This is a genomic window from Nocardia sp. NPDC003345 (assembly GCF_053589395.1).
Map to the genome: position 1 here is coordinate 1 of NZ_JBSFRU010000190.1, position 12128 is coordinate 12128.

The following is a 12128-nucleotide window of genomic DNA, read 5'->3' on the forward strand; positions in this document are numbered from 1 at the left end:
CGGCTTCGTGGCGTCGGTACTGCCGGTGTGGCTACTGCTGGCCCCGCGCGACTATCTGTCGACCTTCATGAAGATCGGCACCATCGGTTTGCTGGCGGTCGGCATCCTGGTCACGCTGCCGGTCCTGAAGGCCCCGGCGATCTCGGAATTCGCGACCTCGGGCACCGGCCCGGCCTTCGCCGGCAGCCTGTTCCCGTTCCTGTTCATCACCATCGCCTGCGGTGCGCTGTCCGGATTCCACGCGCTGGTGTCGTCGGGGACGACGCCCAAGCTGCTGGAGAAGGAATCGCACGCCAAGATGATCGGCTACGGCGGCATGCTGATGGAGTCGTTCGTGGCGGTGATGGCGATCATCACGGCGTCGATCATCGACCAGCACCTGTACTTCGCCATGAACGCCCCGGCCGGCGCGACCGGCGGCACCGCGGAGACCGCGGCGGCGTACACGAACGGCCTGGGTCTGTCCGGCCCGCCGACCACCGGCGACGCATTGGCGCAGGCGGCGACGGATGTGGGTGAGGAATCGGTCATCTCCCGCACCGGCGGCGCGCCGACGCTGGCCATCGGTATCTCGGAAGTGTTCTCGGGCTTCCTGGGCGGCGCGGGCATGAAGTCGTTCTGGTACCACTTCGCGATCATGTTCGAGGCGCTGTTCATCCTCACCACCATCGACGCGGGCACCCGCGTGGCGCGGTTCATGCTCTCCGATTCGCTCGGCAACCTGCGCGGACCGGCCCGCAAGTTCTCCGATCCGTCGTGGCGGGTGGGCGCCTGGCTGTGCTCGGCCGTCGTGGTCGCGGCGTGGGGTTCGATCCTGCTGATGGGTGTCACCGACCCGCTCGGCGGTATCAACGCGCTGTTCCCGCTGTTCGGTATCGCCAACCAGCTGCTGGCCGCGATCGCGCTGACGGTGGTGCTCACGATCCTGGTGAAGAAGGGCCTCACGAAATGGGCCTGGATCCCGGGGGTCGCCCTGGCCTGGGACCTGATCGTCACCATGACCGCGTCCTGGCAGAAGATCTTCTCCGCCGACCCCAAGGTGGGCTACTGGAAGCAGAACAGCATCTGCCGGGCCGCCCGGGACGCCGGCGAGCTGTGCCTGACCGCGAAGACACCGGAGAACGTGGACGCGGTCATCCGCAACACCTTCATCCAGGGCGTGCTGTCGATCGTCTTCGCGGTGCTGGTGCTGATCGTGGTGCTGGCGGCGGCGTGGGTCTGCTACCGGGTGTGGAAGTCCAGCGACACCTCGACCACCGAATCGCCCGAGGAGCCGTCGAAGATCTTCGCGCCCAGCGGTTTCCTGGCGACCTCGGAGGAGAAGAAGGTCCAGGCCGAATGGGACGAACTGGTGGCCGAGGGCAAAGCGGAGATCCCGGGCTCGGCCCACGCGGAGGTCCGTAGTTGACCCGGCCCGCCGCCCGGCGACCCGCCGCCCCCGGAGCTTCCGGAGTGCGGCGGATCGCGGCGGCGGCGCTCCGGGGCGCGCGGGCGGTGGTCTGGTACGTGGACTCGGTTCTCGGCGGCCAGGACTATCGGCGGTACGTGGCGCATATGCGGCGGGTACATCCGGGCGAGCCGGTCGCCGGTGAACGCGAATATTGGCGGGAGCGGTATGCCGACGCCGAGCGGAATCCGGGCGCTCGCTGCTGCTGAGCAGTGGTTCCGTGGTCCCGGTGCCGGCCTCGGCCGGTATCGGGACCGGCGGGTTTCCGCCGCCGACACTCCGGCGCCAATGTCTGTTTTCCGCTAGCCTCGGGCTGTCGGAGCTGACATCGTGGGACGGGTGAGCATCACGGCCCTGGACTTCGAGCGCTGCTACCGCGCGGTGGCGGCCCGCGACTCCCGTTTCGACGGGCAGTTCTACACCGCGGTCCGCACCACCGGGATCTACTGCCGCCCCTCGTGCCCCGCCATCACGCCCAAACGCGTGAACGTTTCGTTCCTGCCGACCGCCGCCGCCGCGCAGCAGGCGGGCTACCGGGCCTGCCGCCGCTGCCTACCCGACGCGTCCCCCGGTTCGCCGCTGTGGAACACCCGGGCCGATCTCGCCGCCCGCGCCATGCGTCTCATCGGCGACGGCGTGGTCGAACGCGGCGGTGTGCCCGCGCTGGCGTCGGCGCTGGGTTATTCGCAACGCCAGCTCACCCGCGTACTCACCAGCGAACTGGGCGCCGGCCCGCTCGCGCTGGCCCGCGCGCATCGGGCCCATACCGCCCGGCTGCTCATCCAGACCACGACCATGTCGATGTCGGATATCGCCTTCGCCGCCGGTTTCGCCAGTATCCGGCAGTTCAACGACACCGTGCGCGAGGTGTTCGCGGTGAGCCCCAGCACCATGCGCACCGAGGCGCAGCGGGCCGGCCGCGACGCCGGAGCGGCCGCCAACGGCACCCTGACCCTGCGCCTGCCCTACCGCGCCCCGCTCGACAAGGCCTGGCTGGACTGGTTCCTGTCCGCCCATGTGGCACCGGGCCTGGAGCTGTGGCGGCCGGACCCCGGCGGCGAGGGTCACTATCTGCGGACCGTTCGCACCCCGCACGGATACGCCGGAATCGATCTGTGCGTGCTCCCCGGGTACGTCCGCGCGGAATTGACCCTGCGCGATATGCGCGATCTCGCACCCACGGTGGCCCGGGTCCGGCATCTGCTCGACCTCGACGCCGACCCGGTCGCGGTCGACGAGGCACTGCTGCCGGCGCCACTGGGGGCACCCTCCGATACACCCCCGTTCGTGCCCGGTATCCGGGTGCCCGGCTGCCTCGACGGCCCGGAACTGCTGCTGCGCACCATGATCGGGCAGCAGATCTCGATAGCGGCCGCGAACACCCATACCGCCCGCCTGGTGAGCGCACTCGGCGAAGCGGTGGACGGCGCGGTGCCGCGGCTGTTCCCGGAACCGGCGCAGATCGCCGAACGCGCCGCGGAAGTCCTCACCGGGCCCGCCCAGCGCATCCGGTCGATCGCGGCGGCCGCGGCGGCACTGGCCTCCGGCGACCTCGTCCTGCATCAGGGCCGCACCGCCGCCGAACTACGGCGCGATCTGCTGTCGCTGGACGGCGTGGGGCCGTGGACCGCCGACTACGTCACCATGCGGCTGCTGGCCGATCCCGACATCCTGCTCGGCACCGACCTCGTCGTGCGCCGGGGCGCGCAGCGCTACGGACTCGACCTCTCCGATACGGCCCGCTGGTCACCGTGGCGGTCCTATCTGTCCATGCAACTGTGGCGCACCGAACTGCGCACCCGCACCGGGCGCGCACCGGATACCGGGCGAGCCGCCACCTCCGAACCGAAAGCGAGTACCGAATGATGTCCGCGCCCACCACGACCCGCCCGATCACCGGCGACACATCCACCCGCATCGCCGATACCGCCACCGTGCGGACCCCGCTGGGCCCGTTCACCGCCATCGTAGCGGCCGACGGCGCGGTGCTGGCATCCGGTTGGACGGCTACGCCGGAGGACCTGCGCACCCTGATCCATCCGAGTCTGCGGCCCGCCCTGCTGCGCGACCGCGCCGAACTCGGCGCGGTGACCGAGGCCGTCACCGCCTACCACGGCGGCGACCTCACCGCCATCGACGGCATCGCGGTACGCCAGCGGTCGGGCGAGTTCCTGAACCACGCCTGGGAGGTACTACGCGCGATACCCGCCGGGCACCCGATCTCCTATACGGATTTCGCCGCCCGCAGCGGTCGTCCGGCGGCCACCCGGGCCGCCGCCAACGCCTGCGCGCGCAATGCCGCGGCGCTCTTCGTCCCCTGTCACCGGGTCCTGCGTACCGATGGCAGCCTCGGCGGCTTCCGGTATGGGCTGGATATCAAACGCCGGCTGCTGGACCTCGAGGGGTAGCGGGAGCCGGGCCCACCCCGCCGCGCGGCGAACGTCACGCGGGTCACACGATCGCGCCGGAATAGCGGACGCGGTGACGTCGTTGAATCGGACTGCCGGCGTCCGGACAGCCCCGGGCCTCACCCTTCAGTCGCTACGAGCGACCACTCGCCGAGAGGCGCTTGTGGGGCGTCGGCACCTTTCTCGACGGAACGCCGCCGGTCACTTCCGACCGGCGGCGTTCTCGCTGCCGGCGACCGGGTTCAGGCGATGGTGGCGTGCAGATGCGAGCCGTTGCGACCCCGGACGACGTGCAGGCGGCTCGGAATGCGCTGGCGCATCTCGTCCACATGGCTGACCACGCCGACCACCCGGCCGCCGTCGCGTAATTCGTCCAGTACTCCCATCACCGCGTCGAGCGTTTCCGCGTCCAGGGTGCCGAACCCCTCGTCGATGAACAGCGTGTCCAGGATGATGCCACCGGCCTCGGCGGCGACGGTATCGGCCAGGCCGAGTGCCAGCGACAGCGAGGCCATGAACGTCTCGCCGCCGGACAGTGTGCGTGCGGGACGGACGGCGCCGGTGTAGTCGTCGCGGATATCCAGGCCGAGCCCGCCGCGGCGGCCGTGGGTTCCGGCGCGGTCGGTGTGCACGAACTCGTAGCGGCCGCCCGACATCCGGCGCAGCCGCTCCGACCCCGCCACCGCGACCTCCTCCAGCCGGGCCGCCAGTACATACGACCGCAGTGACATCCGGCGATTGTTCTCACCCCGCCCCGCCACCACCTCGGCCAGATCGGCCAGTTCCTGATGCGCGCGCTGCGCCGGGGCGATGAGATCGACCGCCGCCCACAACTGGCCGCACAGGGTCTCCAGCTGGGTGACCCGGTGCACGGCGGCCGAATGCACGGCGACCGCCTCGTCCAGCGCGGTGCGGGCCTTGTGCACGGCCTCCGCGAGACCTTCCGGATCGCGGGGTTCGGCCGCGGCCGCCGCCCGGACCTCCGGTTCGTCCAGGACCGACTGCGCGGCCGCGCGCAGTTCGTCGGCGGCGGTGAGGGCCGCGCCGAGCTCCTCCTGACGTTCGCGGGGGCGGGTCGCGGCCGCGATCAGCGGGGCGTACAACCGCAGGACGGCGAGCAGTTCCTCCGGAACCAGGCCTTCTCGCTCGGCCCGCCACTCCGACGCGTCCGGAGTATCCGCGCCGTCGGCCGTGCGCAGGGTGATATCGCCCGCGGAACTGGTGGGCGGTACGAGACCCGCTGTCACCGCCAGCCGTTCGACCCGGGCGGCGCAGGTGGCGACCCGCCCCCAGGCGGCGCGCGCGGCGGTGAGCGCGTCACGCCGGTCGGTGGCGGCGGTGATCAGGCGGTGCAGGCGCTCACGACGGCGCCCGAGGGTTTCGTCCAGGCCGGCGGCGGTGCGCAGCTTCTGCTCGATTTCGGCGAGCCGCGCGCGTACGGCCCCGGCCTGTGCGGCCACCGCGCCGGCCCGGGTCTCGGCGGCGCGCAGCGCGTCGTGCAGGGCCGTCTCGTCGGTGCGCAGCCGGGCGAGTTCGGCGGCACACGATCCGGCGGTGGCGGCCAGTTCCTCGGCGTCGGCGAAACGTTCGGTGGCCGCGCGCAACGCGGCGGCGAGTTCGACCCGGTCGGTGTCGCCGCCCCGGGCCAGCAGCGCCTCGATCTCCTTCTCGATCCGCCCCACGGCGTCCTGGGCGCTTTCCCGCGCCGATTCCGCCGCTCGTTCCGCGGTCACCGCCGCCGCCTCGTCCGCGCGCGAGACCGCGCTGCCGGCCGGCCGGGCGGGGCGCGGATGGTCGTCCGAGCCGCAGACCGCGCAGGCCTGCCCGTCGACGAGGGTCCCGGCCAGTTCCGCCGCCATCCCGGCCAGCCGGCGCTCCCGCAGATCCAGGACGCGTTCTCTGGCCTCCAGATGCCGCGCACGAGCCGAATCCAGCTCCACCCGGGCGCGGTCCAGACCGCCGCGCGCTCCGGCCAGGTCGACCGCCGCCTGCGCCGCGGCCTGTAACCGGGCGGACTCCGCGCGCAGTCCGGGTAGCGCCGCGGCCGCGTCGTCGGCTTCCCGGGCCCGCACCCGTGCCGCGGCCAGGATCTCGGGCATCCGGTCCCGTCTGCCGGTGAGTTCGGCCGTCCGCTCGCGCAGTTCGTCCGCGGTGGCGTCCAGTCCGGTCAGTTCGGCGCGCAGTTGCCGCGCGTTCCCCGCGTCGGTGTGGATCTCACCCAGTTTGCCGAGCAGGGCGCTCCAGCCCCGGATCGCGGTATCCAGTGCGAGATCCTCGTCGGACTCGGCGGAATCGTCACCGTCGAACAGTGTCTCGGGCTCGGCCGGATCGAACGGCGGGCCGGGTTCGGTGGCGCCGGCGGCGTGCGGGCGGCCCGGCCCTGCCCCGTCATCGGGCTGCACCAGGTGGATGCCCGCGATATCGGCGCTGCCCGGTTCGCCGGCGAGCTCGGCGAGACGAGCGGCGGCCGCCGCCGCGTCGGCATCCCGGCCGCGTGCCGACCGGACGGCGCCGTCCGCTTCACCCAGCGCCGCCGCGACCGGCTCCGCGCGGCGGGCCCGGTCCAGTTCGGTGCGGTCGGCATCGCGCCCGGCGGAACCGCCGGCGTAGTCGTCGAGCTGACGGCGGGCCAGCTCGAACCGCTGCCGCCGCTCGGTGGACCGGCGTTCGTTCTCCGCCTGTTCGTCGGCCTCGGCCGATTCGGCCCGCCGCAATTCCAGTTCCCCGAGCGCGAGTTCCAGATCGCGCCGGGAAGTCCCCAGCAGATCCTGCGACCACTCGACGGCGTCGAGAATATCGATCCGTTCGGTGCGGTCGATCCCGGCCGTCACCGCGACCCGGGTGATCAGATCCTCCACATTGCGCTGCTGGGTGCCGATCTGCTCGCCCGAGTTCTTGCGCTGGGCGGTCAGCCACTGCTCGGCGGTACCGAACCGGCCGGTATCGAACAACTTCTCGAGCAACCGCTCCCGGTCCTCGTTCTCGGCCCGCAGGAACTTCGCGAAATCGCCCTGCGGCAGCAGCACCACCTGGAAGAACTGATCCGCGCTCATCCCGAGCAGCCGCAGCACCTCGTCGCCGATCTCATTGATCCGGGACAAATTGGTGCCGCGTCCGTCCAGCCATTCCAGCGTCGCCTTGGCGTTCTCCACCCGGCTTCCGGTGCCGCGGAGTTTGGGACGCTCGAATTCGGGGTGGCGCGTCAGGCGCACCCGCCGGTCGCCCAGCGTCGCCTCCAGCATCACCTCCGGGCGCGTCTGGGCGGGGGCATGATCGGAATGCAGTCGCTTGTCGCCGCGCGCCCCCGGCACCCGCCCGTACAGGGCGAAGGCGATGGCATCGAGCACGGTGGTCTTCCCGGCGCCGGTCTGCCCGTGCAAGAGGAACAGCCCGTCGGCGCCCAGGGCGTCGAAATCGACCGCGGCGGTATCGGCGAACGGGCCGAACGCCGTCAGCTCCAGCCGGTGCAACCTCATGCGGTGAGTTCCGTATCGGCCGGCTGTTCCGGACCACCCGGCCCGACGGTGTCGGTTTCCCGGACCGCCGCGGCCATCGCCCGGGCCATCCAGGCCATCTCCGAGGCCGACGGGTCGCCCCGGACATCGGTGAGGAAGGTCCGTGCGATCTCCGTATCGTCGCGCCCTCGCACCCGCTCCCGGTACTTCAGAGCCGGATCTCCCTGCGGACGCTCCCATTCCATATGCACCGCGTGCGGGAACCGCTCCCGGAGTTTGCGCATGGCGTCCACCGGCCGGGCGAAATCGGTGAGCGTCACCGAGACGTAGTGCTCCGCGGCGGCGGCGTGCCGCGGATCGGTCAGCAGTTCCTCCAGCGTGCCGGTGAGCCTGCTCAGGCCGCGCACCAGCGGCAGCTCCCGCTCCCGGATCCGGGCCGGGCCGGTGGCCGCGAGGTCTACCAGCCACACCTTCTTACGATGCGAACTCTCCCCGAACGAATACGGCAGCGGCGACCCCGAATAGCGCACGGCGTCGGCCAGGGTCTGCGGGGAGTGCAGATGCCCGAGTGCGACATAGTCGAATTCCGGATCGGTGAACATGCCCAGCGGCACCGTCTCCACCCCGCCCACCGAGATCGACCGCTCCGATCCGCCCGCAGCGCCACCCACCACGAAGGCGTGCGCGAGCAGCACGGTCCGGATATCCGGGCGGTCGCGCCGGTCCGTGGCGATCCGGGCAAGTACCGCCGCGAGTACCTCGGTATGCGAGCGGGCCTGCGGCACCTCCAACTCGGCCCGGCAGATCTCGGGCTCCAGGTAGGGGATCCCGTAGAACGCCACCTCGCCGTGTTCGTCGGACAGCAGGACCGGCCGCGCCGAATCGGACACGGTGGTGCGCAGATACAGCCCGCCGGCCGCCGCGAAACTCGCGCCCGCGCCCAGCCGGGCCGGGGAGTCGTGGTTCCCGGAAGTGGCCACGATCCGGGCGCCCGCCGCGCGGATGGCCTCGAATCCTTTGTTGCACACGGCGATCGCGTCGGCGCTCGGTATGGAGCGGTCGTAGACGTCACCCGGTAGCACCACCGTGTCCACACCCTCGTCCGAGACGATCCCGGCGATCGCGTCGAGGACCCGCGCCTGATCGGCCAGCAGGTCCACGCCGTGAAAGGTGCGCCCGATATGCCAGTCCGACGTATGCAGGATTCGCATGACCGCGAACTTAGGGCAACTCACCGACAGCTTTCAACGCGAACGCCGATACCCGGTCCGCCACACCGGCAACACGCCGAAAGCGGCGGGCCGTCTCGAAGCGACCAGCACGGACAACATGACACCGGCGAGCGAATGTCTCCATTGCGCCGTCGTGGCAGTCGCCACCCATAACCCTTGACGCGTATGAATACCGCCGCCGACCACCGTTTCCGCACAATCGCGACCCCGGACCCGCCGTGCCGTAACACGGTCGACCCGTCCGGACGATAGTGTTCAATACGTGGCTGCTTCCCAACGAGTGAATTCCCGGGTGCCCGCGCCGCAACGTTCGTTATTGCCGACGGTGCCGGGTGTCCCGGCCTATGCCGCGGTTCTCATCGCGGCGGCCTGCACATTCGTGGGTTTTGTGATCGATGCCCTCGGCAACGTCACGGACCTCACCGGCACCTTCAGCGCGTTCTACATCCTCGGCTGCGTCGCCGCGGCCGCGGCGGTACGGTTCCGCGGGCTCTTCACCACGATGGTGTTACCGCCGCTCCTACTGTTCGTCGCGGTCCCGATCGCCTATCGCCAGATCACCGGAAGCAGCACCTCCTCGCTCAAGGACATCCTGCTGAACATGGCGATCCCGCTGGTCCACCGCTTCCCGCCGATGATGCTGGCGACGGTGCTGGTGCTGATCATCGCCGGTATCCGGATCGCGCAGTACCGCTCGGAGCAGGCGGCGCGTGAGTCCGCCGAGGCCCGGCGCGGGACGAGCTGGGGCCGCAGCGAACGGCGTGGCACACGCGGCGAGCCGAAGAAACGCGCGGAGAACCGGCCCCGCCGCGAGACGGCGAAACGGACCGGCCGCGGTCAGCCGAAACGGCCCGTGGGAGGGGAGGGAAAACCGGCACGCGGGGGTAAACCGTCGCGCGCGGAAACCCTGGCCGCCCGCTCGAAGGCCAACGCCAAGACCAAGGCCCGCCCCACCCGGCCCGAACACCCCGAACCCGATTACACCCACGACGAGCCCCCGCGGCGCGGCGGCCGGGGACGGCCGCCCACCGAACCGGCGGCCCGGTCCGCCGCGGCGCCACGCTCCCGTGAGGTGCGCGGGCACCGGCCGGCCCGCACCCCGGCCGCCCCGGTCCAGGAGGAGCCGGTACGGGCCAACGGCCGCCGCACCGAACCGCCGCGGCAACCCCGGCCGGGCCGGGTCCGGGAACCGATCCCGGAACGGCGGCGGCCCGAACCCCGCTGAAAACGCGAACGTCCCGCCCGGGCGACCGGGCGGGACGTTCTCGTTCGGCGGGCGCGATCAGCGCCGGGCGGCCCGCAATTCGCGGGGCAGGGCGAAGACCAGGGTCTCGTTGGCGGTGGTCACCGGCTGCACCTCACCGAAACCGTATTCGGCCAGCATGTCCAGGACCCCGCGCACCAGGATCTCGGGCACCGAGGCGCCGGAGGTGATGCCGACCGTGCCGACGCCCTCCAGCCAGGCGGGATCGACCTCACGCGCGTAGTCCACCAGATACGCCGCCCGCGCGCCGGCACCGAGCGCGACCTCCACCAGACGTACCGAGTTCGACGAGTTCCGGGAACCCACCACGATCACCAGATCGCATTCCGGGGCCATCGCCTTCACCGCCACCTGACGATTCTGGGTGGCGTAGCAGATATCGTCGCTCGGCGGATCCTGCAGCGCCGGGAACTTCTCCCGCAGGCGCGACACGGTCTCCATCGTCTCGTCCACACTGAGCGTGGTCTGCGACAGCCAGATCACCTTGGACTCGTCCCGGACGGTCACTCCGTCGACGGCGTCCGGGCCGTCCACGAGCTGGACGTGTTCAGGGGCCTCGCCGGCGGTGCCCTCGACTTCCTCGTGACCCTCGTGGCCGATCAGCAGGATGTCGTAGTCGTCGCGGGCGAAGCGTTTCGCCTCCTGATGGACCTTGGTCACCAGCGGGCAGGTGGCATCGATGGTGCGCAGATTGCGTTCGGCGGCGGTCGCGTGCACTGCCGGGGAGACCCCGTGGGCCGAGAACACGACGAGTTCACCCTCCGGCACCTCGTCGGTGCTGTCGACGAAGATCACACCGCGTTCCCGCAGCGTCTCCACGACGTGGCGGTTGTGCACGATCTCCTTGCGCACGTAGATCGGCGCGCCGTGTTTCTCCAGCGCCTTCTCCACGGTTTCGACCGCGCGGTCCACACCTGCGCAATAACCGCGCGGTTCGGCGAGCAGCACTCGTTTGCCTTCCGGGGCGAGGGTCGCCGCGCCGGCCGAACGAGCGATTCCGACATTCAACGGTATTGCCGAGGACATGCCCCACACGATACGTGCGCCGCCGTCCCCCCGCTCCACGCGCGTGGGCCTCCCCACAGTCCGGTGCGGCCGGACCCCGGCGCAGCCCGTGGGCAACCGAGCGGGCGCCCGGACCCGATGTCGCGCCACGGACGGCCGTATCCGCCCACCCTCTTTTGCGGAGCAGGCGATATCGGGCAGGCTAGTACCATGTTTCGACCACCGTTCCTGGCCCGCGTCGCCGCCGGAGCCGCCGTCTATGTCCTCGAAGAGACACGACGGCTACCGTCGGCGGCGGTGAAGCTGCCCGTTACCGCAGTGAGCCAACTGCTGCAGACGGGTATGCACTTCCAGCAGTTCGTCACCAGTCTCGCGATCAAGGGCGATTCGGTTTTCGACCGGATCGTCAACCGTCCGGAACAGCAGCCGGAATGGGCCACCTTCGACGAGGACGAGGAATTACCCGCCCGCACGCCGGGTGCCGCCGCGCCGGCCGGGAGCACCGGCTTCGACCGCTTCGAATCCGATCCCCTCGAGGTCGAGCTCGCCCTCCAGGAGACCCTGGCCGGCCTGCGCGCCATCCAGAACGGCAACTCCGTGCCCGACGCGCTCGCTTTCGACCCGGAGCCCGAACCCGCCGACGATCCCGCCCCGGCCGCGGAGCCCGCCGAGTCCCCGGTGGACGAGGCCCCCCATACCGAGCCCCCGGCCGTAGCGTCCGAGCCGGCCGCCGACCCGGAGCCCGCCGCGACCGAACCCGATCTCCCCGAGGTCGGCGCGCGCTACGACTACCCGAATATGAGCCTCGCCCAGCTGCGTGGCCGGCTGCGCACGCTCACCGTCGCCGATCTGGTCGCCCTGCTCGATTACGAACAGCGCACCCGGGACCGCGCCGCCTACGTCACCATGCTGACCAACCGGATCGCCACCGTGCGAGCCCAGTGACCGACGATCCGGCGCCCGCCCGGACCGGTTCCGGCCGGGCCGGGCAGGCGGCGCCCGCCAACTCCGCCGAACACCCGTGGCCGGTGCGTTCGGTGTCGATGAAGGTGGCCCAGTGGATCGACCGCCTCGGCACCATCTGGGTGGAGGGGCAGCTCACCCAGATCAACCTGCGTCCCGGCACCCGCACCGCGTTCCTCGTACTGCGCGATCCGGCCGCCGATATGTCGCTGTCGGTGACCTGCGATCCCGCCCTGCTCCGCAATGCCCCCGTCCCGCTGCAGGAGGGCAGCCGGGTGGTCGTGTACGGCAAACTGTCGTTCTTCCCCGGCCGGGGCACCCTGTCGCTGCGGGTCACCGAGATCCGGCCGGTGG

The 12128-nt window shown here is 71.3% G+C and carries 10 protein-coding genes; 7 read left to right on the top strand and 3 right to left on the bottom strand.

Annotation, left to right across the window (positions count from 1 at the left end):
• From ACWDU1_RS20210 to ACWDU1_RS20225, 4 genes are all read left to right on the top strand, one after another.
• On the top strand, nucleotides 1-1408 hold a 1408-nt coding region (locus ACWDU1_RS20210; RefSeq protein WP_450000507.1), incomplete at its 5' end, for a carbon starvation CstA family protein.
• Nucleotides 1405-1656, top strand: a complete 252-nt coding sequence (locus ACWDU1_RS20215) for a YbdD/YjiX family protein (RefSeq protein ID WP_450000509.1) — start codon at nucleotides 1405-1407, stop codon at nucleotides 1654-1656. The genes ACWDU1_RS20210 and ACWDU1_RS20215, both read left to right, overlap by 4 nt.
• 130 nt (nucleotides 1657-1786) lie before the next feature.
• Nucleotides 1787-3313 carry an Ada metal-binding domain-containing protein gene (locus ACWDU1_RS20220; protein WP_450000511.1) on the top strand — a complete coding sequence of 509 codons (1527 nt, stop codon included), beginning with the start codon at nucleotides 1787-1789 and terminating at the stop codon, nucleotides 3311-3313.
• A gap of 50 nt (nucleotides 3314-3363) precedes the next feature.
• Nucleotides 3364-3855, top strand: coding sequence for a methylated-DNA--[protein]-cysteine S-methyltransferase (locus ACWDU1_RS20225; protein ID WP_450000523.1), 492 nt, complete (start codon nucleotides 3364-3366; stop codon nucleotides 3853-3855).
• Nucleotides 3856-4097: 242 nt separating this feature from the next.
• Here the strand turns inward: ACWDU1_RS20225 and ACWDU1_RS20230 are convergent, their stop codons facing one another.
• Both ACWDU1_RS20230 and ACWDU1_RS20235 read right to left on the bottom strand, forming a co-directional pair.
• Nucleotides 4098-7331 (bottom strand): AAA family ATPase, encoded by a 3234-nt coding sequence (locus tag ACWDU1_RS20230; protein WP_450000513.1) that lies wholly within the window; start codon nucleotides 7329-7331, stop codon nucleotides 4098-4100.
• A complete protein-coding gene (locus ACWDU1_RS20235) occupies nucleotides 7328-8521 on the bottom strand; it encodes an exonuclease SbcCD subunit D (protein ID WP_450000515.1) in 1194 nt (397 codons plus the stop codon). Before ACWDU1_RS20235 ends, ACWDU1_RS20230 begins: the two co-directional genes overlap by 4 nt.
• A 283-nt stretch (nucleotides 8522-8804) precedes the next feature.
• On the opposite strand from ACWDU1_RS20235, the gene ACWDU1_RS20240 reads away from it, so the two are divergent.
• Nucleotides 8805-9767, top strand: a complete 963-nt coding sequence (locus ACWDU1_RS20240) for a DUF6542 domain-containing protein (protein ID WP_450000516.1) — start codon at nucleotides 8805-8807, stop codon at nucleotides 9765-9767.
• A gap of 57 nt (nucleotides 9768-9824) precedes the next feature.
• Here ACWDU1_RS20240 and ACWDU1_RS20245 read toward each other — a convergent pair whose 3' ends face one another.
• On the bottom strand, nucleotides 9825-10832 hold the full coding sequence (locus ACWDU1_RS20245) for a 4-hydroxy-3-methylbut-2-enyl diphosphate reductase (protein WP_450000517.1): 1008 nt from the start codon (nucleotides 10830-10832) through the stop codon (nucleotides 9825-9827).
• 189 nt (nucleotides 10833-11021) lie between these two features.
• Here ACWDU1_RS20245 and ACWDU1_RS20250 point away from each other — a divergent pair, with 189 nt between their 5' ends.
• Nucleotides 11022-11756, top strand: coding sequence for a lipid droplet-associated protein (locus tag ACWDU1_RS20250; protein ID WP_450000519.1), 735 nt, complete (start codon nucleotides 11022-11024; stop codon nucleotides 11754-11756).
• Nucleotides 11753-12128, top strand: a 376-nt coding sequence (locus tag ACWDU1_RS20255; protein ID WP_450000521.1) for an exodeoxyribonuclease VII large subunit, incomplete at its 3' end; no start/stop codon positions are given. The genes ACWDU1_RS20250 and ACWDU1_RS20255, both read left to right, overlap by 4 nt.